At 74.4% G+C, this 22,669-nt stretch carries 20 protein-coding genes; 11 read left to right on the forward strand and 9 right to left on the reverse strand.

Annotated elements, in window-relative coordinates:
* Nucleotides 1–111 precede the first annotated feature (111 nt).
* The 4 genes from ACF09J_RS29830 to ACF09J_RS29845 all read left to right on the forward strand — a co-directional run bounded on the left by ACF09J_RS29830 (nucleotide 112) and on the right by ACF09J_RS29845 (nucleotide 6,782).
* The gene (locus ACF09J_RS29830; protein ID WP_392308562.1) at nucleotides 112–942 is read left to right on the forward strand and encodes an alpha/beta fold hydrolase; all 831 of its coding nucleotides are present in this window, start codon (nucleotides 112–114) and stop codon (nucleotides 940–942) included.
* A gap of 188 nt (nucleotides 943–1,130) precedes the next feature.
* Nucleotides 1,131–2,567 (forward strand): SWIM zinc finger family protein, encoded by a 1,437-nt coding sequence (locus tag ACF09J_RS29835; protein WP_392308563.1) that lies wholly within the window; start codon nucleotides 1,131–1,133, stop codon nucleotides 2,565–2,567.
* Nucleotides 2,564–5,221 (forward strand): DUF6493 family protein, encoded by a 2,658-nt coding sequence (locus tag ACF09J_RS29840; RefSeq protein WP_392308564.1) that lies wholly within the window; start codon nucleotides 2,564–2,566, stop codon nucleotides 5,219–5,221. The genes ACF09J_RS29835 and ACF09J_RS29840 overlap by 4 nt, the downstream gene beginning before the upstream one ends.
* Nucleotides 5,222–5,363: 142 nt before the next feature.
* On the forward strand, nucleotides 5,364–6,782 hold the full coding sequence (locus ACF09J_RS29845) for a GNAT family N-acetyltransferase (RefSeq protein WP_392308565.1): 1,419 nt from the start codon (nucleotides 5,364–5,366) through the stop codon (nucleotides 6,780–6,782).
* A gap of 73 nt (nucleotides 6,783–6,855) precedes the next feature.
* Here the strand turns inward: ACF09J_RS29845 and ACF09J_RS29850 are convergent, their stop codons facing one another.
* The gene (locus ACF09J_RS29850) at nucleotides 6,856–8,073 is read right to left on the reverse strand and encodes a trans-sulfuration enzyme family protein (RefSeq protein ID WP_392308566.1); all 1,218 of its coding nucleotides are present in this window, start codon (nucleotides 8,071–8,073) and stop codon (nucleotides 6,856–6,858) included.
* 59 nt (nucleotides 8,074–8,132) lie between these two features.
* Between ACF09J_RS29850 and ACF09J_RS29855 the strand changes: the two genes are divergently transcribed.
* Together ACF09J_RS29855 and ACF09J_RS29860 are read left to right on the forward strand one after the other, a co-directional pair.
* Nucleotides 8,133–8,660 carry an Lrp/AsnC family transcriptional regulator gene (locus ACF09J_RS29855; protein WP_392308567.1) on the forward strand — a complete coding sequence of 176 codons (528 nt, stop codon included), beginning with the start codon at nucleotides 8,133–8,135 and terminating at the stop codon, nucleotides 8,658–8,660.
* 43 nt (nucleotides 8,661–8,703) lie between these two features.
* Nucleotides 8,704–10,395, forward strand: a complete 1,692-nt coding sequence (locus tag ACF09J_RS29860; protein WP_392308568.1) for a DUF885 domain-containing protein — start codon at nucleotides 8,704–8,706, stop codon at nucleotides 10,393–10,395.
* A 57-nt stretch (nucleotides 10,396–10,452) separates the two neighbouring features.
* Here ACF09J_RS29860 and ACF09J_RS29865 read toward each other — a convergent pair whose 3' ends face one another.
* The gene (locus tag ACF09J_RS29865) at nucleotides 10,453–13,446 is read right to left on the reverse strand and encodes an AAA family ATPase (protein WP_392308569.1); all 2,994 of its coding nucleotides are present in this window, start codon (nucleotides 13,444–13,446) and stop codon (nucleotides 10,453–10,455) included.
* Complete coding sequence (locus ACF09J_RS29870) at nucleotides 13,443–14,606, reverse strand: exonuclease SbcCD subunit D (protein ID WP_392308570.1); 1,164 nt, start codon at nucleotides 14,604–14,606, stop codon at nucleotides 13,443–13,445. The genes ACF09J_RS29865 and ACF09J_RS29870 overlap by 4 nt, the downstream gene beginning before the upstream one ends.
* A gap of 311 nt (nucleotides 14,607–14,917) precedes the next feature.
* Between ACF09J_RS29870 and ACF09J_RS29875 the strand changes: the two genes are divergently transcribed.
* Nucleotides 14,918–15,301: a peptidoglycan-binding protein gene (locus ACF09J_RS29875; protein WP_392308571.1), complete on the forward strand. Its 384-nt coding sequence runs from the start codon at nucleotides 14,918–14,920 to the stop codon at nucleotides 15,299–15,301.
* A gap of 138 nt (nucleotides 15,302–15,439) precedes the next feature.
* On the forward strand, nucleotides 15,440–16,423 hold the full coding sequence (locus ACF09J_RS29880; RefSeq protein ID WP_392308572.1) for a helix-turn-helix domain-containing protein: 984 nt from the start codon (nucleotides 15,440–15,442) through the stop codon (nucleotides 16,421–16,423).
* Between the two features lie 38 nt (nucleotides 16,424–16,461).
* Here ACF09J_RS29880 and ACF09J_RS29885 read toward each other — a convergent pair whose 3' ends face one another.
* The 3 genes from ACF09J_RS29885 to ACF09J_RS29895 all read right to left on the reverse strand — a co-directional run bounded on the left by ACF09J_RS29885 (nucleotide 16,462) and on the right by ACF09J_RS29895 (nucleotide 18,448).
* Entirely contained in the window at nucleotides 16,462–17,088 is a 627-nt protein-coding gene (locus tag ACF09J_RS29885) for a YigZ family protein (RefSeq protein ID WP_392308573.1), read from the reverse strand.
* Between the two features lie 80 nt (nucleotides 17,089–17,168).
* Entirely contained in the window at nucleotides 17,169–17,717 is a 549-nt protein-coding gene (locus ACF09J_RS29890) for a SixA phosphatase family protein (protein ID WP_392308574.1), read from the reverse strand.
* Nucleotides 17,714–18,448, reverse strand: a complete 735-nt coding sequence (locus tag ACF09J_RS29895) for a hypothetical protein (protein ID WP_392308575.1) — start codon at nucleotides 18,446–18,448, stop codon at nucleotides 17,714–17,716. The genes ACF09J_RS29890 and ACF09J_RS29895 overlap by 4 nt, the downstream gene beginning before the upstream one ends.
* A gap of 146 nt (nucleotides 18,449–18,594) precedes the next feature.
* Between ACF09J_RS29895 and ACF09J_RS29900 the strand changes: the two genes are divergently transcribed.
* Nucleotides 18,595–19,002 (forward strand): CoA-binding protein, encoded by a 408-nt coding sequence (locus ACF09J_RS29900; protein WP_392308576.1) that lies wholly within the window; start codon nucleotides 18,595–18,597, stop codon nucleotides 19,000–19,002.
* 50 nt (nucleotides 19,003–19,052) lie between these two features.
* Here ACF09J_RS29900 and ACF09J_RS29905 read toward each other — a convergent pair whose 3' ends face one another.
* Nucleotides 19,053–19,607 carry a YbaK/EbsC family protein gene (locus ACF09J_RS29905; protein ID WP_392308577.1) on the reverse strand — a complete coding sequence of 185 codons (555 nt, stop codon included), beginning with the start codon at nucleotides 19,605–19,607 and terminating at the stop codon, nucleotides 19,053–19,055.
* Nucleotides 19,608–19,650: 43 nt separating this feature from the next.
* Nucleotides 19,651–20,223, reverse strand: a complete 573-nt coding sequence (locus tag ACF09J_RS29910) for a helix-turn-helix domain-containing protein (RefSeq protein ID WP_392308578.1) — start codon at nucleotides 20,221–20,223, stop codon at nucleotides 19,651–19,653.
* A gap of 93 nt (nucleotides 20,224–20,316) precedes the next feature.
* On the opposite strand from ACF09J_RS29910, the gene ACF09J_RS29915 reads away from it, so the two are divergent.
* Nucleotides 20,317–21,174 (forward strand): EamA family transporter, encoded by an 858-nt coding sequence (locus tag ACF09J_RS29915; protein WP_392308579.1) that lies wholly within the window; start codon nucleotides 20,317–20,319, stop codon nucleotides 21,172–21,174.
* A gap of 34 nt (nucleotides 21,175–21,208) precedes the next feature.
* Here the strand turns inward: ACF09J_RS29915 and ACF09J_RS29920 are convergent, their stop codons facing one another.
* Nucleotides 21,209–22,033, reverse strand: a complete 825-nt coding sequence (locus tag ACF09J_RS29920) for an acyltransferase (protein ID WP_392308580.1) — start codon at nucleotides 22,031–22,033, stop codon at nucleotides 21,209–21,211.
* Between the two features lie 80 nt (nucleotides 22,034–22,113).
* Here ACF09J_RS29920 and ACF09J_RS29925 point away from each other — a divergent pair, with 80 nt between their 5' ends.
* Entirely contained in the window at nucleotides 22,114–22,641 is a 528-nt protein-coding gene (locus tag ACF09J_RS29925) for a gamma carbonic anhydrase family protein (protein ID WP_392308581.1), read from the forward strand.
* The last annotated feature ends 28 nt before the right edge of the window (nucleotides 22,642–22,669 follow it).

Genomic DNA, 22,669 nt, shown 5'->3' on the forward strand with positions numbered 1-22,669 from the left:
CGCCGTGCCCATGGAGTTCTGAGGCGCCCCGGGCCAGGGGCTACCCGTCGGTAGCAATTGCTGACAGTCTGTCTACCGTCGTTGTCGGCGATTCCCCCACGAGGAGCACCCATGTCCGCCACCGTCTCCTTCGAGGTCCCCTCCGCGCACGGCCCGCGGACCGTGACCCTCTCCTACGCGCGCGTGGGCGGCGGCGAGCCGCTGCTCCTGCTGCACGGCATCGGACACCACCGCCAGGCCTGGGACCCGGTGGTCCACCTGCTCGCGCCCGAACGCGAGGTGATCACCGTGGACCTGCCGGGCTTCGGCGCCTCCCCGGCGCTGCCCGAAGGGCTCCGGCACGACCTGCCCACGATGAACGTGGTGCTGGGCGCCCTGTGCGGGGCGCTGGAGATAGAACGGCCCCATGTGGCCGGCAACTCCCTTGGCGGCCTCCTGGCCCTGGAACTGGCGCGCGAGAAGCTCGTACGGTCCGTCACCGCGCTGGCCCCGGCGGGGTTCTGGACGCGGTCCGAGCGGCGTTACGCCTTCGGCGTGCTGCGGACGATGCGCACGCTCGCCCGGCGGATGCCGTTGCCACTGGTCGAGCGGCTCTCACGGACGGCGGCCGGCCGCACCGTTCTGACCAGCACCATCTACGCCCGCCCGGCCCGCCGTTCGCCCGAGGCGGTGGTGGCCGAGACGCTCGCCCTGGCACGGGCGAGCGGATTCGAGGAGACCCTTCGGGCCGGCGTGGATGTCCACTTCACGGACGTCCTGCCCGGCATCCCCGTCACCGTGGCCTGGGGCACCAAGGACCGGCTGCTGGTGCGCCGCCAGGGAGTGCGCGCCAAGCAGATCATCCCCCGGGCCCGGCTCGTGCGCCTGCCCGGCTGCGGGCACGTCCCGATGAACGACGACCCGGCCCTGGTCGCGCGCGTCCTCCTGGACGGCAGCCGCTGACCACCGCCCCCGTCCGGCCCGGCCCGAACGGGGTCGCCGCGGGCCTGCTCCTCATCGCCGCGCTGCCCGGCCGGCGGCCCCGAGGAGCGCTTCCTCGCGCGCCTGGCCGAGGCCCGTGTCGCGGCGCGGGCTGAGGGTGTTTCCGCAGGCCGGGGCCGGTTGTCAGTGGTCGCTTCTACGGTTTTTCCATGACGCGATCCTTGCAGGCCGTGGCCTACCGCCGACCCTCCGTGCTGGAGTCCTCCGGGGGCGGACAGCTCCTGGGACTCGAGACGTCCCGGGGTGCGACACCCTCTGGAGTCCAGGACCATCCGCGGTTCTTCTCGGGCTTCCTGACGTCCCCTCAGGTCGCCTCGGCCGGGCTGCTGGCGGTGGCGGACGTGGCGGCCGCCCGCTATTACCAACCGCAGTTGCGCGCCTCCCTCGACCCGGTGGTGACGGGGAACGGCGACCGCCTGCGCTTCGAGTCCTTCTCCGGCTGCTGCGGGGTGTACGCGCGCCTCGACGTGCTGCGCTCCGGCCTGGACGGCGGAGAGGTGGGGCACGGCACAACGAACGTCGACGTCAACAACCCGCTGCGCGAGGCGCTGTCGCGCATCGGCTCGGACGATCCGCTCCATATGCGGGTGGGTCCGCAGGAGCTGGCCGTGACCACCCTGGACGGACCCGTGGTGGAGAAGAAGGTGCCGCTGCCGGACCGTTGGCTGCGCGGGTTCGCGGAGGCCCAGGTCATGGCCGCCGGGTTCGATCTGCGGGCCGAGCTGCCGGCGGCCGAGGCCGTGCGGTTCCTGCGGTCGCTGCCGCGGAGCGGGCCTCGGGGTGCGGGAGGCGGTCCGCGGTGGGTGGTTCCGGCGGGTCGTGCCCTGCGGCCGACCACCCGGCCCGTGCCGGGCTCGGTCTGCCTGCCCGGGCCCGAGCGGCTTGCCGCGCTCCAGCGGGTGCTGCGCCATGCGACCGCCCTGCGCGTGTACGGCCCGGCGGTCGCGGGCGCCGCCGCCACGGCCAGCGCCTGGGAGGCGGTCCTGCCGGGCATGCGGCTCACGCTGACGCTGTCGCCCGACGCCTCGCGCGGGTTCTCCGGCGAGGGCGGGGTGCTGGACGCGCTCGCCACCGACGAGGCGGCCGAGGACGCGGAGCTGATCGCCGTGCTGCTGGCCTGGGAGCCCCGCGTCGACGTCGCCGACCTCGCCGCCTCCTCCGGGCTCACCCCGGAGCGGGTCCGCGCGGCCCTGGTCCGGCTCGGCACCTCGGGCCGGGTCGGGTACGACACCGCGGAGGCGGCGTACTTCCACCGGGAGCTGCCCTACGACGCGGATCGTGCCGAGCGGCACAACCCGCGTCTGCGCGCCGCCCGCGCTCTCGTCGCCGCGGGAGCGGTCGCCCTGGACGGCACCCTGGCGACGGTGACGGCCGAGGACGGGCACGCGCACCGAGTGCGTGAGGAGAGGGGCGTGCTCAGTTGCAGTTGCCAGTGGTGGGCGAAGGACCGGGGCGGGCGCGGGCCGTGCAAGCACGCGCTGGCGGTGCGGATGGCGCGGCGGGGCTCCGCCGAGGTGGAGCGGGACGCCCTGGAGCAGGACGCGGTGGAGCAGGGTGTGGCACGAGTCGACGGGGGTGTGCGATGACGTCGCTGATGGAGGCGCTGCGGGCCGGGCGGACGGCCGAGGTGATCGGTGTGCTGGACGCCATGACCGACGCCGAACGACGGGCCTTCTTCGCGGAGTTGAAGGCGCTGCGCAAGGAGCTCAGAGCGGCGCGCTGGGACGCGTCGTCCCGCCGCGCCTATCCGGCGCTTTGCGTGGCCGGGGTCGCGTGCCAGACCGGCGCGGCCGGCGTGGCGAGCTGGATCGCGGCCGCCGACATGCGTTGGTCGGGGGTCTCCCCCGCGGTGCTGCTCCGCGTCCTCGCCGACCGGGAGACCGGCTGGCTCGCCGATCTGACGGACCGGCTCGCCCGGCGGCCCGCCACCGCGCAGGTGCCCTACGAGCTGATGTCCGCCCTGGTGCGCCTGGCGGGCTGCCCGGTGCCGACGACCGACGCCTATGTGCGGGGCTGGGTGCAGCAGGTCGGCGGCGACTGGCAGCGCGGCAACACCTTGCTGGAGCGGCTGCGCACGGACCCGCACCTCGTACCGCTCGTGGCCGCGCTCTTCGAGGTGAACGACATCGGCGGCCTGCTGCAATGGGGGGCCGAAGAAGGGCCCGGCAGCTGGCACGGGGCACTCGAGCGGCTCACCGCGGAGGGCCGGCTCGACCGGAGGGCCACGGTCGACGCCTGCGTGGCCCGCCTGCTGCGGGGCGGCACGAACGCCGACCACCGGGCGTTCCTGCGGGTGCTGACGTCCCTGGCGCTCACGCCCGAGGAGCAGCGGGAGCGGGTGGCCGACTGGATGGCGCTCGCCTCGGACGCGGTGTCCCCGGTGGCCTCGCACGCCCAGTCGGTGCTGGGCGCGCTGGCCCTTGAGGGGCGGCTGTCGCACCGTCACCTGGCCGAGGTGTCCGGTGCGGTGCTGTTCCGGCCGGAGCGCAAGCTGGTGCGGGCTCAGCTCGTACTGCTCGGCAAGGTGCTCGCCCGGGACGCCGCGGCGGCCGACGAGCTGCTGCCCGCCGTCGCACAGGCCTTCGGGCACGAGGACGCCGGTGTGCAGGAGCGGGCGCTCAAGCTCACCCAGCGGCATGTGGGGAAGGTCCGTTCCACCGAGGTACGCGCCGCGATCGCGCTCGCGGCAGAGGAGTTGATCCCCCCGCTGCGCGCCCAGGCGGTCGGGTCGCTGGGCGCGGCACCGGCGGAGGCGACCGCGGCGTACGAGGAGGTGCTTCCGCTGGTTCCCGGGCCCGCGCGTCTCGCCCCCGCGGCGGCCTCGGTCGTCGAGCTCGCCGAGGAGGTGGGGGCCGCGCTGGAGTCCGACACCGACGTGACCGGTTTTGAACGCGCCCTGGACGGGCTGGTGCGCCACGCCCACCGCGACCGCGACGCCCTGCTCCAGGCGCTGGAACCGGTGATCTCCCGCCGGTGGTGGGACGGCACCGACCCGTACTACCACCTGCGGCTCGACCACCGATTCGGCGACGGCCGGGGCAGCTTCGACGCGTCCACGGGCCTGGACCTGCTGCTCATCACCCTGCGCGGAAAGCTGAAGACCACCACGCTGCGCGCCTCGGTCCGGTCCGCGACCCCGGGCCGGTTCTGTGTGCACGCCGCGCTCTCCCAGGCCTTCGACGCCCGCCTGTGGGAGGTGGCGTACCGGATCCGCACGGATCCCCTGCCGTTCCTGCTCTCGACGCCCACCTGGAGCACGGGCCTGCTGGAGCCGGACGAACTGGTGGAGCGGCTCGACGCATACCGGCGACTGAGGGCGCGCGTGGCGGAGGCCGACTTCGCGCAGGCGCTGCTGCGGGTGCGGCCCGGGGACCGCCCGGCGGCTGCGGCGGCAGCGGAGCGGGCGGCGGCCCTGGGCACGGTGGAAGGGAGGCGGCTCGCCCACTGGCTAGCTGTCGCTCCCGTACTGCCGGCGATCCGGCGCCGCACGTCGGGGTCGCGGATACTGGCGGAGTCCGGTGAACTCCTTGAACTGCGCGAGGACTTCCCCGACGCCTTCCGCGCACTGGGCAGACCGTCCGGCGACTTCGTGGAAAGCCGGTACTGCTCCCACTGGAGCGACTCCCCGCGCCCCCACTGGCTGGCCGTGCTGCCCGAGCTGCGTGAGCTGGTGGCCGTGCGGTTCCTGCGGGACCTGTCCGCCGTGGCCGTGGACGACACGCGGGGCACGGCCTCCGTGCTTCCGCCGCTGGCCGAGTCCGGCGGTGAGGCGGGCCCGGCGACGCACCTGTGCGTGGCGTACGGGCTGGGCGCCCGGCACCCGGAGGACCGGCTGGCCGCCGTGGACGCGCTGCTCGTCCTCGCCGCGCGCGGCCAGTTGGACGCCTCCCGGCTCGGCAAGGATCTCGGGGAGCTGGTGCTGGACGACGCGGTGAAGCCGCTGCGGCTGGCGGAGTCGCTGCGCACGGCCGCGGCCACGGGAGCGTACGCCACCGTGTGGGGTCTGCTCGGCCACGCCCTGCCGCCGCTGCTCTCCGACCTCGCCGCCGACGGACCGGACGGGCCGATACGGGGGCTCGGTGATCTGCTGGCCGTGGCGGCCGAGTGCGTCGAGCGGTCGGGGGCGCGGGGCGAGATGCCGCACCTGGCGGGGGCGGCGGAGCGGCGCGGCTCGTCGCGCCTGGTGGCGCAGGCCCGCCGGCTGCGTGGCGCGCTGGCCACGGAGGCGGCCGCCGCCTGACCCGGCGCCCGCCCGGGCGCCCCCCTGGAAGCGACCAGAAGGAACAACCTCACGAAACGGCGACGAAAGGTGCGAACATCGCTTTACTCATCGGTCACAGCGCGTTCGCGATCACGCAACACCGTTCCGCCACAGTGGTCGTATGACTCGAGAAGTGTCGAACACGACGTGGTCGAAGCACGGACGCCGGGCGCATCACTGGCGGCGGGACCTGGTCGAACTGGCCGCGCTCTTCACGGCGGTGGCCGTGGCCGACGGAGTGGCGAACCTGATCGGCCACGGCCCCGACGGCCCGGCCCTGCTGATGATCTCGGCCTGCGCGCTGGTGGCCACGGCGGCCTTCCACACCTGGTGGGCACGGAGCCACGGCCACGCACCGCCCGCGGACGACACCGGTGCCCGGCCGCCCGCCGCCGGTCCCGTGGCGGCCGGAGCGGCGCCGGGCGACAGCGCGCTGTGGCGGATGCGGACGACCGTGCGGGACGCGCCCGGTTCGCTGGCCGCGCTCTGCGGGGCACTGGCCGTCCGGCACGTGGACATCCTCAGCCTGCAGACGCATCCGCTGGCCGAGGGCACGGTGGACGAGTTCCTGCTGCGCGCTCCCGGCGGGCTCGAGGCGTCCGGCATCACCCGGGCGGTCGCGCTGGCCGGCGGGGCCGACACGTGGATCGAACGCGCCGACGCGCACGATCTGGTGGACGCGCCGACACGGGTCCTGGGCCTGGCCACCCGCACGGCGCTCGACGCGGCGGAACTCCCGCTGGCGCTACGGCAGTTGCTGGGGCGGTGCACCATCCGTTCAGTGCCGGACCGGTCGGCGCCGGGCGGGGGCTCGAAGGAGGTGCCGGCCGAGGGGGCGCTGGAGGACACGGTGATGCGGCTGCGGGCGCCGGAGGGCGGAACGATCACCGTGGAGCGGCCGTATCCGCCCTTCACACCCACCGAGTTCGCGCGGGCGCGTGCCCTGGTGGAGCTGGACACCCGGCTCGGACCACGTGTTCCGCGCGGCCAGGACGTGCTGACGCTGCCCGAGGGCGACGCGATCACCGTGCGCAGGGCCGACACCGGCGACCTCGCGGCGGCCCACGAGATGCACGCGCGCTGCTCGAAGCGCACCCTCGGCCTGCGCTACCACGGGCCGGTCGGTGACGCCGACCGCTATCTCGGCCACCTGCTGAGCCCGCGGTTCGGCCGTACGCTGGCCGCCCGGACCGCCTCCGGGCGGATCGTCGGCCTCGGTCACCTGCTGTGGGACGGCGACGAGACGGAGGTCGCGCTGCTCGTCGAGGACGCCTGGCAGCGCCGCGGCATCGGCGGCGAACTGCTGGGCCGGCTGGTGGCGATGGCCGTCGAGGCGGGCTGCGCGAGCGTGTACGCCGTGACGCGGGCGGCCAACACGGGCATGGTCGCCGCCATGCGGGGCCTCGGCCTGCCGCTCGACTTCCAGATCGAGGAGGGCACCCTGGTCGTCACGGCCCGGCTGGACGCGACCCCGGTGGCCTCCCGCCTGCCGTACGAAGCCGGGCAGGCGCAGTACGAGGGGTCCCGTCCAGGGGACTGACCAGCGGCCCGGGGAGGGCGCGCGGCCGGAGCGTGCCGGGCCGCGCACCCGTCCGGGCCGCCCGCCCCCCAGGTCAGCTCAGCGCCTGCTGCAGCCCCTTCACCTGCGGCTGCCCCGTCCGCGCCCCCAGCGCGCGGTCCAGGTCGGCCCACAGGTCCTCGACGTCCTCCAGGCCCACCGACATCCGCAGCAGCCGGTCGCCGACCCCGGCGCCCCGCCGGTCCTCCGCGTCGACGATGCGGTGGCTGATGGACGCCGGGTGCTGGATCAGGGTGTCGACGCTGCCGAGGCTCACGGCCGGCGTGATCAGACCGACGCCGCCGATGACGTCGTGGGGGTCGCCGTGCACCTCGAAGGAGACCATCGCACCGCCGATGGACGGGTAGTGCACCCGGGCGACGCGCGGGTCGCCGGCCAGGCGGGCGGCCAGTTCCGCGGCGGTGGCGGAGGCGGCCCGCACCCGGACCGGAAGCGTGGACAGCCCGCGCAGCAGCAGATAGCCGGCGAGCGGGTGCAGCACCCCGCCGGTGGCGAACCGCACCTGCCGCAGTCGTCCGGCGAGTTCCTCGTCGCAGGCCACCACGCCGGCCATCACGTCGCCGTGGCCGCCCAGGTACTTGGTGGCGCTGTGCAGCACCAGGCGCGCGCCCTGCTCGGCGGGGCGTTGCAGCACCGGGGTGGCGAAGGTGTTGTCGACCAGCAGCGGGACGGAGCCGCAGGCGTGGGCGACGGCCCTCAGGTCCACCTCGGCCAGCGTCGGGTTCGCCGGTGTCTCGACCATGACCAGACCGGTGTCCGGGCGCAGCGCGTCGGTGATCCCGGCCGGGTCGGTCCAGGTCACCTCGGTGCCGAGCAGCCCGGCGGTGAGCAGGTGGTCGCTGCAGCCGTACAGCGGGCGCACGGCGACGACGTGCCGCAGGCCCATGGCCGACCGGACGAGGAGGACCGCGCTCAGCGCGGCCATGCCGCTGGCGAACGCCACCGCGGCCTCGGTGCCCTCCAGCCGGGCCAGGGCGGTCTCGAAGCGGGCGACGGTGGGGTTGCCGAGCCGTCCGTAGACCGGGGTGCCGTCGAGTTCGGCGCCGTCGGTGGCGAAGGCGTCGATGCGGGCGGCCTCGGCGCGGCTGTCGTAGGAGGGGTAGGTGGTGGACAGGTCGATCGGCGGGGCGTGCAGTCCCTGCCGGGCGAGGTCGTCACGGCCGGCGTGCACCGCTTCGGTGGCCAGTGCTCTGGGTGCGGGGCGTACGTCGTCGTACGCGGGCGTGCTCGCGGAGTCCAAGGGCGTGTCCATGACCGAAGGGTGAACAGCGGCCGGGATCACGGGGCCGAGGGCCGTGCTACGTTCGCCACATGGCCGAATCCGTCGTACTGGATCCGGTGGATCTGCATCTGCTGCGGCTGTTGCAGAACGACGCCCGGACCACCTACCGCGACCTCGCCGCGCAGGTCGGGGTCGCTCCGTCGACCTGCCTTGACCGGGTGACCCGGCTGCGCCGCTCGGGGCTCATTCTCGGCCACCGGCTGCGGCTCGACCCCGCCAAGCTGGGCAGGGGCCTCCAGGCGCTGCTGTCGGTGCAGGTCAGGCCGCACCGGCGGGAGCTGGTGGGACCGTTCGTGGAGCGGATCCGGGCGCTGCCGGAGTCGCTGACCGTGTTCCATCTGACCGGTCCTGACGACTACCTGGTCCATGTCGCGGTGGCGGACATGGCGGATCTCCAGCGCCTGGTCCTGGACGAGTTCACGGCCCGCCGGGAAGTGGCCCGGGTGGAGACCCGGCTGATCTTCCAGCAGTGGGACTGCGGCCCGCTGCTGCCGCCCGGCGCGCAGCCGGGCACGCTCTCGGCGAAATCGGACCGAACAGAGCCCGGAGCCGGGTAAACCGGGCTGACGCGAGCCGCCCGTCCGTACGAGGATGGTCGGCATGTCACAGACCAAGAGCCCGCTGCCCCGTCAGGTCGCCGACGCCTACGTCGACGAACTCATCGCCCTCGACCCGCTCTCCGGCACCTATCTCGGCGTGAAGGAGAGTTCGAGCAGGCTGCCCGACACCTCGCCCGCCGGCCAGCAGGCGCTCGCCGACCTCGCGCGCACCACGCTCGCCCGGCTGGACGAGGCCGAGCGGCAGCCCGGCGCCGACAGTGACATCGAACGCCGGTGCGCCCGGCTGCTGCGCGAGCGCCTGACCGCGGAGCTCGCGGTGCACGAGGCCGACGAGGGCCTGCGCACGGTGAGCAACATCCACAGCCCGGTGCACTCGGTGCGCGAGGTGTTCACGATCACCCCCAGCGCCACCGACGAGGACTGGGCCGCGATCGCCGAGCGTCTGCGGGCCGTGCCGGCCGCGCTGCGCGGCTACCGCGAGTCCCTCGCCCTCGGTCTGGACCGCAAGCTGTACGCCGGTCCGCAGCCGACCGCGATCTTCATCGAGCAGCTCACCGAGTGGTCGGACACCGACGGCAACGGCCGCGGCTGGTTCGAGGACTTCGCCTCCGACGGCCCCGAGTCGCTGCGCGCGGAGCTGGACGAGGCCGCCCGTGCGGCCAACGCGGCCGTCGTGGAACTGCGGGACTGGATGCGCGACGTGTACGCGCCGACGATCGGCGACGCCCCGGACACGGTCGGCCGCGAGCGCTACGCCCGCTTCTCGCGCTACTTCAACGGCACCGACCTGGACCTCGACGAGGCGTACGCGTACGGCTGGTCGGAGTTCCACCGCCTGCTCGGCGAGATGAAGCAGGAGGCCGAGAAGGTCCTGCCCGGCGCCGAGACCCCGTGGGCGGCCCTCGCGCACCTCGACGAGCACGGCACGCACATCGAGGGCGTCGACGAGGTCCGCCAGTGGCTGCAGGACCTGATGGACGAGGCGATCGAGGCGCTCGACGGCACCCACTTCGAACTGGCCGAGCGGGTGCGGAAGGTGGAGTCGTGCATCGCGCCGCCCGGAGGCGCCGCGGCCCCCTACTACACGGCACCGTCCGCCGACTTCTCCCGGCCGGGCCGTACCTGGCTGCCGACCATGGGGCAGACCCGCTTCCCGGTCTACGACCTGGTCTCGACCTGGTACCACGAGGGCGTCCCCGGCCACCATCTCCAGCTCGCCCAGTGGGCGCACGTGGCCGACGACCTCTCGCGCTACCAGGCCACCGTCGGCGGGGTCAGCGCCAACGCCGAGGGCTGGGCGCTGTACGCGGAGCGCCTGATGGACGAACTCGGCTTCCTCACCGACCCGGAGCGGCGGCTCGGCTACCTGGACGCGCAGATGATGCGCGCCGTCCGCGTCATCATCGACATCGGCATGCACCTGGAGCTGGAGATTCCGGCGGACTCGCCGTTCCACCCGGGTGAGCGCTGGACGCCGGAGCTGGCGCGGGAGTTCTTCGGCTCGCACAGCAGCCGCCCGAGGGACTTCGTCGCGAGCGAGCTGATCCGCTACCTGTCGATGCCCGGCCAGGCCATCGGCTACAAGCTGGGCGAACGGGCCTGGCTGCTGGGCCGGGAGAAGGCCAGGCAGCGCCACGGCGCCGCGTTCGACGCGAAGGCCTGGCACATGGCGGCCCTGTCCCAGGGTTCGCTGGGCCTGGACGACCTGGTGGACGAACTCTCCCAGCTGTGAGCCCGGTCGGGGCGGCCGGCCTCCAGCCGCCCCGGCTCTCCCGCGCGCCCGGTCCGCTCAGCCCGCCCCGCGCAGCCGTACGGCCGATCCCGACCTGCCCTTCACCACCTCGAGTTGGGCATGGACGCGCCGCCGCAGGTCGGCGACGTGGCTGACGATCCCGACGCTGCGGTCGCGTTCGCGCAGGGAGTCCAGGACGTCGAGGACCTCGTCCAGGGTCTGGTCGTCGAGGCTGCCGAAGCCCTCGTCGATGAAGAGCGTGTCCAGGCGGACCCCGCCGGCCTCGTCCGTGACGACGTCCGCGAGCCCGAGGGCGAGGGCGAGCGAGGCGAAGAACGTCTCGCCGCCCGACAGGGTCGCCGTGTCCCGTTCGCGGCCCGTCCAGGCGTCGACGACGTGCAGTCCGAGCCCGCTGCGGCCGCGGCCGGCCCGGTCGTCGGAGTGGACGAGGGTGTAGCGGCCGGACGACATGCGCCGCAGGCGCACGGTCGCGGCGGCGGCCACCTGTTCCAGTCGGGCCGCGAGGACGTAGGACTCCAGGCGCATCCTGCGTTCGTTGTCGGCCGACGTGCCCGCGGTGAGGGCGGCGAGGCGGGCCACACGGTCGTACTCCTCCCGCAGCGGTGCCAGTCGGCGTATGCCGGTCTCCGCGCGCGCGGAGAGCCGGTCGAGTTCGGCACAGCGGCGGTCGGCGGCGTCCCGCGCGGAGACGGCCTCCCGCGACCGCCGGTCCGCGGCGGCCTCGGCGGCCCGGGCCGCGGCGAGGTCGGCGGGCGGCTGGTGGGCGGCGGCCGCGGTGTCGGCCTCGACGAGGACCGCGCGCACGGCGGCCTCCGCCGTGTGCCAGGCGTCCAGGCGCCGTTGCAGCTCACGGTGGGCGGCGTCGTCGAGGAGGGCGGCGGACGCGGCGCCGGGGGTGTCGAAGCCGGCCCGGAAGGCGGCCTCGGCGAGTCGTCCGTCGGCGTCCTTGAGCCGCTCTGCGCTGTCCTCGGCAGCGCGTGCGGCGTCGGCGGCCTCGGTGAGCAGCGCCGTCCGCCGCTCCAGTTGGGCGGCCCGCGCGGCGACGGTCCCGGCGGCTCCCCTGGCCTGGGCCAGTTCCGCCTCCAGGGCGGCCTTCTCCCGGTCCAGGCTCTCCCGCAGGGCCAGCCGCGAGGTGGCCCTCAGTTCCGCCTCCCGACGGTCGGTCAGCCGCCGCTCGCGCTCCTGCTCGGCGCGGAGCAGTTCCTGCTGTGCCGCGTGCAGGGTGGAGGCGTCCCGGCGGGCCCGGGCCAGCTCCGCCTCCAGTTCCCCGGCCTCCTCGGCGAGGCGCGCGGTGGGGGTGTCGCCCGCCTCGGCGGTGGCGGCGGCCAGTTCCTCGCGTACGGCGCCGAGGCGGCGCTCGTCCCGGGCGCGCTGTTCCTCGGCGGCCTGGTGCTCGCCGAGCGCGCGTTCCTCGGCCTCGCGGTCGACGTGCCCGGCGACCTTGCGCGCGGGCGAGGGGTGTTCGGTGGCGCCGCAGACGGCGCAGGGCTCTCCGTCGGCGAGGCTCGCGGCCAGTTCGGCCGCGATGCCGTTCAGGCGCTGCTCCTTCAGTGCCAGCCAGTGGTCCTTGGCGTCCGCGGCGGCCTCGGCGGAGGCGAGCGCCCGCCCCCTTGCCTCCTCGGTGTCCGCGGCCCGTGCGTCGCGGACCCGGGCGGCGGCGAGCCGCAGGCGCGCGGGTTCGAGCCGCAGGGCGAGCCGCTCGGCCTGGCCGGCGGCCTCCTGGGCGGTGTCGACGCGCGCCTGCAGCGCCGATCGGAACGTCTCCCATCCGGCGAGCCAGGCCTCGGCCTCCTGCAGGACGTCGTCGTCGGCGCGCTCCTGCCGGTCGGCCGCGGCGCGTTCGGCGACGACCTCGGCCAGCCGCCGCTCGGCGCGGCGGGCCGACTCCAGCCCGCCCAGTTCCTCGGCGGCGCGGCGCGCGGCGGCGGCCAGTCCGGCGGCGCCGGCGTCGGCGAACTCCGCCGGGAGCGCCGCACGCGCGCGTGCCTCGGCGGCGGCCGCACGGCGGTGCCCGGCGTCGGCGGCCTCGCGCAGTTCCAGCGCCGGCGCCACCGTCTGCGCCTTGCGCCCGCGCTCCATGCGCGCCTGTGCCTCCTGGTGGGCGCCGGCCCGCTGCGCCAGGCGCTCGGCGCGCTCCCGCGCCTCGGCGTGCCGCTGTTGCAGCCGGGCCACTTCGCGTATCCGGTGCAGCTCCGCCTCGGCGTCGGCGTGGGCGGACTCGGCGGCCGTGAGCCGGCAGCGGGCGACGGTCAGCTGCTCGCGCGCGGTGGATCGGGCGACGGCGGCCGCGGTGAGGACTGCCCGGGCCAGGCCGGGTTCGCCCGGCGCGAGTTCGGGCAGTTCCATGGCGTCGCCCGCGGCCTGCTGCATACGGTGCGCGTCGGCCAGCAGCGCGGCGTCACCCTCGCGCACCCGGGCCTCGGTGGTACGCCGGCGCTCGGCGAGACGCTTCTCCACCGCGGCGAAGCGATGGGTGTCGAACAGCCGGCCGAGGAGCTTGCCGCGGGCCTCGGCGTCGGCGCGCAGGAACCGCGCGAAGTCGCCCTGCGGCAGCAGCACGACCTGGCAGAACTGCTCGCGGCTCATCCCGAGGAGCTGGGTGATCTCCTCGCCCATCTCCTGGTGGGAGCGGCTGAGGTCCTTCCAGGCGCCGGCCGTCGCGTCGTACTCGCGCAGCAGGCTCTGGGCCTTGTCGAGGGTCGTGCCCGTGCCGCGCTTCTTGGGGCGTTCCCAGGGCGGCAGCCGGGTGATCTCCAGCCGGCGTCCGGCAACGGTGAGATCGAGGGTGACCTGGGTGCGGGTGCCCGCGGCGGCGTGGTCGCTGCGCAGGGTCGTGCCCTGTCCGCTCTGCCGGGCGCCGGGGACCGCCCCGTACAGCGCGTAGCACACGGCGTCCAGGACAGAGGTCTTGCCGGCGCCGGTGGGGCCGTGCAGCAGGAACAGCCCGGCGGCCGACAGCGCGTCGAAGTCGACCGTCTGGGAGTCGCCGAAGGGGCCGAAGGCGGTGATGTCGAGCCGGTGCAGCCTCACCGCGCCACCTCCCGCACCGCCTCGTCCGCGCGGACCTCGTCGAACGTCTCGCGCAGCACCGCCCGTTCGTGCTCGTCGGGTGCGGCGCCGCGCACGTGGGCCACGAAGTCCTCCGCGATCTGCTGGTCGCCGCGGCCGGCCAGCCTGCGGGCGTAGGACACGTCCGGTTCGCCGGGGCCGCGTTCGGGCTCGAAGACGAGGCTGAGGGTGTGCGGGAAGCGTTCGGTGAGACGGGCCATGGGTTCGGCGGGGCGGACCGGGTCGGTGAGCGTCGCCTCGACCCACGCCTCGCGGTGGCGGGCGAGGTCCGGGTCGGCGAGCAGGTCCTCCAGGGTGCCCCGGATGCGGGCCAGCGCGCGCGGGACCGGGCAGTCGACCCGCTCGGCGCCCGCGAAGCCGTCGGCGTCCAGGTCGACGAGCCACATGCTCTTGCGATGGGCGGCCTCGGAGAAGGAGTACGGCAGCGGGGAGCCGGAGTAGCGCACGCGCTCGGTGATGCTCTGGCAGCCGTGCAGATGGCCCAGGGCGGTGTAGTCGACGCCGGCGAAGACACCGGCGGGGACGGCGGCGACCCCGCCGACGGTGATGTCCCGTTCACTGTCGCTGGGTTCGCCGCCGGTGACGAAGGCGTGTGCGAGGACGACGGAGCGGGTTCCACGCGCACGCGTGGCGAGGTCGGCGCGGACCCGGTCCATGGCGGCGCCGAGCACCGCCTCGTGGCCGGCGCCGTCGACCCCGAACTCGCCCTTGACCAGCGCGGGTTCGAGGTAGGGCAGCCCGTAGAAGGCCACCTCGCCGTGCGTGTCGTCAAGGACCACGGGAATCCCGCACGCCGACGGTTCGGTGCGCAGGTGGATGCCCGCGCGGTCGATCAGCCCCGCGCCCACGCCGAGGCGGCGGGCCGAGTCGTGGTTCCCGGAGATCATCACCGTGGGCACGCCGAGGCCGGCGAGCCGGTGCAGGGCGTCGTCGAAGAGCTCGACCGCGGCCAGCGGGGGCACCGCGCGGTCGTACACGTCTCCCGACACGACCACCGCGTCGACGTCGCGCTCACGCACCGTCGTGACGAGGTGGCCGATGAAATCCGCCTGTGCGCCGAGCATGTTCACGCGGTGGAACGCCCGGCCCAGATGCCAGTCGGACGTGTGCAGCAATCTCAAGAAAACGCTCCGGCCTGCACGTCTCCCCCTCTTATGGATCCGGACCAGCACAAGCCGGCAAGGCTCGTGGTCAGCACCCACCACGCTAACGCCTCGTGGCACCCGATCCCTCACGAACCCCGCTCATCGCCGTCGCTCGGTGCCGGATTGCCCGAAATACCCGTTCCTCAGTGCTGTTGGACGCCGCTCAGGTTCGTGGCGCGCAGTGCACAGGACCTGGCGTCGACGGCCAACGACTTCCCTCTTCCGCGCGCCTACGGTTCTTCTCCCGGAAAGCCCGTTTCACTTCGTCAACCCGAGAGGCAATGACCGTGAACCGTTTACGTCGCTTCACCACCACCACTCTGGTGGCCTCCGCCCTGGCCTTCGGCGGCGTCGCAGCCACCATGACGCCCGCCCACGCCGCGCCTCAGCCGACGACCCAGTCCACGAAGCAGGCCTCCGGGTGGTACTGCGGCTACGACAACCGGACCACGCCGCCCACCATCTCGTACGGGGCGAAGGGGGACACCGTCCGGGAGGCCCAGTGTCTCCTGCTGTCCCTCGGCTACAGCGTGGGCTCGTCGGGTATCGACGGTGACTTCGGCTCCAACACGCGGGCCGCGGTCAAGCGGTTCCAGACCGACTACAAGGTCGCGGGCGGGGCCGACGGCGTCGTCGGCAAGAACACCTGGTACGGCCTGCGGAACTTCTGACCGCACGAGCCGGACGACCCGGTCCGGGGCCCCATCCGGTCGTTCCGGTCATTGTTGGCCGACGGGGCTCTGGACCGGCAGGGGAACGGAAGAGAGGCTGGTGAGAACTGTTCGGGCCGGTTCACGGGGGGTCCAACGATGCTGGCCGACGTCTTCGACACCAGAGAGCTGCCTGCCGAGGACCGGGTTGAAGCGTGGCGTGAGCTGATGACGCACGCCCTGGCGCCCAACGAGGTCCTGGTCGACGATCCCGCGTCCTTCAGCGCTTCCCTGCGGGCCCGGGATCTGGGGGAGGTGCAGGTGACGGCGCTGACGTACTCGGCGCTGCGGTCGCACCGCACCCCGAAGCTGATTCGCCGGTCCGATCCGGGGCACTACGTCGCCGCGCTGACCCTGAGCGGCAACCAGTGGATCGACCAGGAACGGCGTCACGCCTCGGTCACAGCACGTGAGTTGGTGCTGTACTGCGACTCCCGCCCCTACGACACCCAGGCCGAGCCCCTGAACGGCCGAAGCACGGCCGCCGCCGTTCTGGCCCGCTTCGATCCGGGGACGCTGCCACTGCCGGCGGATCACCTCAACCGGCTGCTGGCCACCCGCCTGCCGGGGAAGGACGGCGTCGGCGGTCTGCTCGCCGCCTTCCTGGGCCAACTGGCCACCGCCCCCGGCACCTGCGGGCCGGCGGACAGCACACGCCTGGGCTCCCTCCTGACCGACCTGATCACCGCCTGGCTGGCGCACAGCCTGGATCTGCGGAGCCGGACGGCCGTCGAGACCCGGCAGCGTGTCCAGTTCCTGGAGATCCGCGCCTTCATCCTGCGCCATCTCGCCGACACGGACCTGACGCCCTCCAGCGTGGCCGCCGCTCATCACGTGTCCCTGCGGACACTGCACCGCCTCTTCCAGGACAGCGGCGTCACGGTCGCCTCCTTCATCCGCGGCCAGCGCCTTCTGCGGGCTCGCCGTGACCTCGCCGACCCCCGGATGGCGGCCCTCCCCGTCCACGCGATCGGCCGCCGTTGGGGCTTCGCCGGCCCCTCTGAGTTCAGCCGCGCCTTCCGCTCCTCCTACGGGATGAGCCCGTCGGAGTACCGTGCCGCTCATCTCCACGCGCCGCGCTGAGCAACGAAGAAGGCAGCGCGGGGGCGACGCCCCTTCGGTCACGCGTCCCCGTAGGCCTCGCCGCCCAGTTCGAACCGGGCGGTCCCGGCCGTGGCGTCCGCGAGCCACCCCCGGAAGGCGTCCACGTCGGCGTCCGGCAGGCCGATCTCCAGGGTGACGGCCTCGCCGTAGCGCACGTCGCGCACCTCGCGCCCGGTGGCCCTCAGGTCGTTCTGCACCTTGCCGGCCCGTTGGTGGTCCACGGTCACGGTGGCGATGCGGAACCTGCGGCGGGTTCGGGTGCCGAGCGTGTCCAGGGCCTCGCCCACGGCGCCCCCGTAGGCCCGGATGAGGCCGCCCGCGCCGAGTTTGACGCCGCCGTAGTAACGGGTGACGACGGCGACGACGTACCGCATGTCGCGGCGCAGCAGCATCTGGAGCATGGGGACGCCGGCGGTACCGCCGGGCTCACCGTCGTCGCTCGCCTTCTGGATCCCGGCGTCGGCGCCGATGACGTACGCCCAGCAGTTGTGCGTGGCGTCGGCGTGCTCCTTGCGGACGGCGGCGACGAAGTCCTGGGCCTCCCGCTCGGTGGCCGCCGGGGCGAGAGCGCACAGGAAGCGCGAGCGGTTGACCTCGGTCTCGTGCACCCCCGCGCGTGCGACTGTGCGGTACTCGTCCTGCATCGGTCCAGCCTATGCGGCACCCGCGCGCGGGCCGCACGAGGGTTGACTCCGGCCCGCGGGGAGGGAAGGTCAGACCGTGTTCACCGCTGCTTCTTGGTGCCCCTCGGCACGATCAGGCCCGTCAGGAGGGCGGTGCCCGGGGCAAGGGACGGCCAGCCGGGGCCGTACCAGGACAGGACGGCGATCGCGGAGGTCGGGAACTTCGTCCGAAGGCGCTCCAGCGTGTCGTCGAGACCGTCGCCGGCCAGTTCCAGGACCAGGTCCTCGAGGCCCGGGTTGTGGCCGAGCAGGAGCAGCGTCCCGGCCTCGGGCGGCGCCTCGCGCACGGCGGCGAGCAGTGCGGAGGCGTCGGCGGCGTACAGCCGGCGGTCGTGGCGTACCGGCGGCGGGGTGCCCCACTGGGCGGAGGCCAGGTCCCAGGTCTGCCGGGCGCGCAGCGCGGTGGAGCAGAGCGCGAGGTCCGGAAGGCAGTCGGCCTCGGCGAGCGCGCGGCCCGCCGCGGGCGCGTCCCGGCGGCCGCGCGGGGCGAGCGGACGGTCGTGGTCGGCGACGCCGTCGGGCCAGGCGGACTTGGCGTGCCGCAGCACGACGAGGCGGCGCAGCGGGCCGGCTCCGGGACGGGCGATCACGCCGTACGCCCCAGATCGCGCATGAGGTCGACGCCGAGCAGCCGGTCCGCGTACGCGTACGTCTCGAAGCGCGCGCCGTCCGCCAGGTCCGGATCGGTGCCGACCCACTCCAGGACCCGCAGGACGGCCGCCACGTCCAGGTCGTCCTCCCAGGCGCCGCGCAGCCGTCCGCGCACCTCGTCGGGGACCGGCCGGGAGGGCCGTCGCGCCCAGTCGGCGACCGCCGCGCGCCAGCGCGCCAGCTTCTGCCTGGCGTCGTCCAGCGCGGCCTCGTCCAGCCGCACGGGCCGGGTGTGGCGGCGGGTGAGCAGCGCCAGGCGCAGGGCGGCGGGGTCGTCGTCGGGCGCGGGGACGGCGGGTACGGCCGCGTCGACGGGCGCGACGGCGATCCGCACTCCCCCGGCCGCGGTGCCGGCGCCCTCGGCGGCCACATGGAGGACTTGGGCCCCGCCCGGAGCGGTGCCGGCGCCGCGGGCGTCCTCGAAGGGGCGGATGCCGAGGGCGGTGGTGGCGGCCCGCAGCTCCTGCGCCTGTTCCCGGCCGCCGGACAGCAGCGGCCACACGGGCGTGCCGTCCAGTTCGAGGGCGCGGACGAGGATGTCGGTGACCAGCAGCACGCGCAGGCCCGAGGCGTCGGAGCCGGACGCGTGCGCCTCGACACGGGTCAGCCCGTGGCGGGCGGGGGCGGCGTCCACGAGCTCGCCGGTTCGGGCGTCGATGATGCGCAGCACGGCCCGAGCGTAGGCCGCCGGACGGCGGCGCGCAGTCCGGCGGCGCGTGTTCCGGACACCGCGGCGCGTTCCGCACCGGCCGGGAATCGCCGGGCGGCGCCCGTCGTTGCCGGAGGGAAACACTTTCCGAGACGAGGAGACCGCTGGTGTACGGCGACGCTGCGACCATCCGGAGGATCCTGACCGAGCACGGTGACACCTGGGCGGTCGTGGGCCTGTCCTCGAACCGGGGCCGGGCCGCGTACGGCGTCGCCGAGGTGCTGCGGCGCTTCGGCAAGCGGGTCGTGCCGGTCCACCCGAAGGCGGAGACGGTGCACGGCGAGCAGGGGTACGCCTCCCTCGCGGACATCCCGTTCGACGTGGACGTGGTCGACGTGTTCGTCAACAGCGATCTCGCCGGCCAGGTCGCGGACGAGGCGGTCGCCAAGGGCGCGAAGGCCGTCTGGTTCCAGCTCGGAGTGATCGACGAGCCCGCCTTCGCACGCACCCGCGCGGCGGGCCTCGACATGGTCATGGACCGCTGCCCGGCCATCGAGATCCCCCGCCTGGGCTGACCAGGCGGGTGACGGACGTCTGGCGCGGGTGCCCTTCCGGGCCGCCGCGGTCAGACGCCCAGCCCCTCCAGCACCACCGCGCCCGGCAGTTGTGCGAACGCCTTGCCCGGGACCAGGAGTTTGCCGCGGCGGCGGCCGCTGCCGACCAGGACGTAGGGCAGGTCGACGACGCGCGAGTCGACCAGGAGGGGCCAGGCGTCGGGCAGTCCGATCGGGGTGATGCCGCCGTACTCCATGCCGGTCTCGCCGGTCGCCACCTCCATGGGCGCGAACGAGGCCTTGCGGGCGTCGAGCTGTCGGCGGACGACGCCGTTGACGTCGACGCGGGTGGTGGACAGGACCAGGCAGGCCGCCAGCCGGGTCTCGCCGCCGCGCCGGCCCGCCACGACCACGCAGTTCGCGGAGGCCTCGAGCAGGTCCTGGCCGTAGTGGCCGACGAAGACGGCGGTGTCGGCCCACTCCGGGTCGGTCTCGACGTAGACGATCTGGTCGGCCGGGACACCGCCGCGCCACTGGCGTACGGCGTCGGCGACCGGGCGGGTCAGCTGGTCGAGGCAGTCGGGGGCGGGGGTGGCCTGGTCGAAGTTCCCGATGGGTGCGCGCATGACCGCACGCTAACAGTCGCGGCGGGCGGTGCGGCGGGGCGTCTCAGTGCACGGGCGGGACCGACACGGCCATCACCATGTCCATCGGCTCGGCGCCGTCGTTGGCGTACGTGTGGGGGGTGTTGGCCTCGAAGGACGCGCTCGCACCGGTGGGCACGCGGTACTCGACGGCGTCGACGGTGAGCGTCAGCTCCCCCGCGGTGACGTGCACCAGTTCGACGGTGCCGACGGGGTGCGGGTCGGAGGGGCTGCTCTCGCCGGGCATCAGGCGCCACTCCCACATCTCCAGCGGACCGGGCGCCTCGACGCCGGCCAGGAGCCGGTTGTAGCTGCCGGCGTCGGTGTGCCACAGGCGGACGGCCTGGTCGGCCGGGACGACGCGGACCCGGGGTCCCTGCTCGTAGTCGAGCAGCGTCGTGATGCTGACGCCGAGCGCGTCACCGATCTTGACGACGGTGCCGAGGCTGGGGTTGGTGCGGGCCTGCTCGATCTGGATGAGCATGCCGCGGCTGACTCCCGCGCGGGCGGCGAGGGTGTCCAGGGTGAAGGCCCGCTCGGTACGCCAGCGTTTGACGTTGCGCGCCAGGGACTGGGTCAGCAGTTCGAGGTCCGACACATTCCGTCCAATATTCTGGATGACAGAGTTTACTTCGCTGAACTACGGTGGGTTGCACTCGATCGTTCACCGAACTGTACTGCGAGGCACGCCGTGACAGCATTCTTCGCCCTGGCCACCAGCCTCCTGTGGGGTATGGCCGACTTCGGCGGCGGACTGCTCACCCGGCGCATGCCCGCGCTGACGGTCGTCGTGGTCTCCCAGTCCGTCGTGGCGGCGGTGCTGGGCGCGATCGTCGTCGCCACCGGCGGCTGGAGCGAGGCCGGACCGCGGCTGTGGTTCGCGTTCGCCGCCGGCCTGGTCGGGCCGGTCGCGATGCTCTCCTTCTACAAGGCGCTCGCCCTCGGCCCGATGGGCGTGGTCTCGCCGCTGGCCTCGCTCGGCGTCGCCGTGCCGATCTCCGTCGGCCTGGTGCTGGGCGAGCGGCCGGGACTGCTCCAGGTCGCGGGGATCGCGGTCGCCGTCACGGGTGTGATGCTCGCGGGCGGACCGCGCCTCGGGGGCGCCGTCGTACAGCGGCGGGCGATCGGGCTGACCCTGGTCGCCGCCCTCGGCTTCGGCACGGTGTTCGCGCTGATCGCCGAGGCCTCGACCACCGTCAGCGGCCTGTTCCTCGCGCTCTTCGTGCAGCGCGTGACCAATGTGGCGGTGGGCGGGGCGGCACTGTACGCCTCCGCCCGGCGCGGCGGACCCGTGCTGCCCGAGGCCGGATTCCCCTGGCGCTCGCTGCCCGCGCTCGGCTTCGTGGGCCTCGCGGACGTGGCGGCCAACGGCACGTACTGCGTCGCCGCCCAGCACGGCCCGGTCACCGTGGCCGCCGTCCTCGCCTCCCTCTACCCGGTGGTGACCGCGCTCGCCGCCCGCGGCTTCCTCAGCGAACGGCTGCGCGCCGTCCAGGCGGCCGGAGCGGGTCTGGCGCTGCTGGGGACGCTGCTGCTCGCGACGGGCTGAGCCACGGGGCCGGCCGGGGGGCCACCGGACGGGATCAGCCGCCCTCGGTCTCCAGCCCGGCCAGCCGGGAGCCGGCATCCCCGTCCCACTCGGCGGCGCCCTCCTCGTCCAGCTCCGCCAGCGCCAGCAACTGCTCCGGAGTGATCCCCTGCGGTATCGGCACCGGCGCCGGGGTCCGCAGCGGCGGCTGCCAGCCCTCGGCGGCGGTCCAGCGGCGTACGACCTTGGCGGGCGCCCCCGCGACCACCGCGTGGTCGGGGACCTCGCCGCGCACCACCGCACCGGCCGCCACCACGACGTTCCGCCCGATCCGCGCCCCGGGCAGGATCACCGCGCCGGTGCCGACCCAGCAGCCGGGGCCGATCTCCACCGGCTCCATCCGCGGCCACTGCTTGCCGATGGGCTGGTGCGGGTCGTCGTAGGAGTGGTTGGTGGAGGTGACGTAGACATAGGGGCCGAAGTAGCAGTCGCTGCCGATGGTGACCCTGGTGTCGGCGATGACGTGGCTGCCGCGGCCGAGCACCACCCCGTCCCCGATGCGCAGGATCGGCTCCGGACCGAGGTCCAGGCCGGGCATCAGGCCGGCGGTCAGCGTGACCTGCTCGCCGACGACGCAGTGGGCGCCGAGGCGGATCCACGGTTCGCCGAAGACCGTGCCGAGCGGGAAGGCCAGCCTGGTACCTGTTCCCATGGAGCCGAAGCGGAGGCGTCCGGGCCGCTCGGCCGTGACGGAACCCGTGCGCTGCACCCAGGCCCAGCCCGCGTGGACGGCGCGCTGCGCGAGGCGGCGCCACCATGATGAGAACGTGTTCCTACGCGTGGGCACCCGCTCACCGTACTCAGCCCCGGCCACGCCCATGGCGCCGCACGTCTGTGATCTTCACCCCACCGGATGACGTACGGTGCCGTCGGACCCATGCGGTGAAAGGGAGAACGACGATGACGGACAAGGCGCTGATCGCGGGCATCGGCGGCCGTGAGCCGCAGGTGGAGGAGGAGGCGTTCCTCGCGCCCACGGCCACGGTGATCGGTGACGTGGCACTGGGCGCGGGGGCGAGCGTCTGGTACGGCGCGGTGCTGCGCGGCGACGTGGAGCGGATCGCCGTCGGCGCGGGCAGCAACGTCCAGGACAACTGCACGCTGCACGCCGACCCCGGCTTCCCGGTCAGCGTCGGCGAGCGCGTCTCCATCGGTCACAACGCCGTGGTGCACGGCGCGACCGTCGAGGACGACTGCCTGATCGGGATGGGGGCGACCGTGCTGAACGGCGCGGTGATCGGGGCGGGGTCCCTGGTCGCGGCGCAGGCCCTGGTGCCGCAGGGCATGCGGGTGCCGCCGGGGTCGCTGGTCGCCGGTGTTCCCGCGAAGGTCAGGCGGGAGCTGACGCAGGAGGAACGCCAGGGGATCACCCTGAACGGAACGATGTACACGCAGCTCGCGCAGGCACACCGCGAGGTGCACGCCTGAGACCGGCCGCCCGCGCCCCTCTCGCCGG

Source organism: Streptomyces sp. NPDC014889, from assembly GCF_043081205.1.
Lineage (GTDB): Bacteria > Actinomycetota > Actinomycetes > Streptomycetales > Streptomycetaceae > Streptomyces.

Excerpts from the sequence above, each read along its gene's own strand:
- ACF09J_RS29845 (WP_392308565.1), top strand. The coding sequence starts at position 5,364 with ATGACTCGAGAAGTGTCGAACACGACGTGGTCGAAGCACGGACGCCGG.
- ACF09J_RS29920 (WP_392308580.1), bottom strand. The coding sequence starts at position 22,033 with ATGGGCGTGGCCGGGGCTGAGTACGGTGAGCGGGTGCCCACGCGTAGG.
- ACF09J_RS29830 (WP_392308562.1), top strand. The coding sequence starts at position 112 with ATGTCCGCCACCGTCTCCTTCGAGGTCCCCTCCGCGCACGGCCCGCGG.
- ACF09J_RS29885 (WP_392308573.1), bottom strand. The coding sequence starts at position 17,088 with ATGCAGGACGAGTACCGCACAGTCGCACGCGCGGGGGTGCACGAGACC.
- ACF09J_RS29850 (WP_392308566.1), bottom strand. The coding sequence starts at position 8,073 with ATGGACACGCCCTTGGACTCCGCGAGCACGCCCGCGTACGACGACGTA.
- ACF09J_RS29925 (WP_392308581.1), top strand. The coding sequence starts at position 22,114 with ATGACGGACAAGGCGCTGATCGCGGGCATCGGCGGCCGTGAGCCGCAG.
- ACF09J_RS29880 (WP_392308572.1), top strand. The coding sequence starts at position 15,440 with ATGCTGGCCGACGTCTTCGACACCAGAGAGCTGCCTGCCGAGGACCGG.
- ACF09J_RS29905 (WP_392308577.1), bottom strand. The coding sequence starts at position 19,607 with ATGCGCGCACCCATCGGGAACTTCGACCAGGCCACCCCCGCCCCCGAC.
- ACF09J_RS29835 (WP_392308563.1), top strand. The coding sequence starts at position 1,131 with ATGACGCGATCCTTGCAGGCCGTGGCCTACCGCCGACCCTCCGTGCTG.
- ACF09J_RS29840 (WP_392308564.1), top strand. The coding sequence starts at position 2,564 with ATGACGTCGCTGATGGAGGCGCTGCGGGCCGGGCGGACGGCCGAGGTG.
- ACF09J_RS29860 (WP_392308568.1), top strand. The coding sequence starts at position 8,704 with ATGTCACAGACCAAGAGCCCGCTGCCCCGTCAGGTCGCCGACGCCTAC.
- ACF09J_RS29855 (WP_392308567.1), top strand. The coding sequence starts at position 8,133 with ATGGCCGAATCCGTCGTACTGGATCCGGTGGATCTGCATCTGCTGCGG.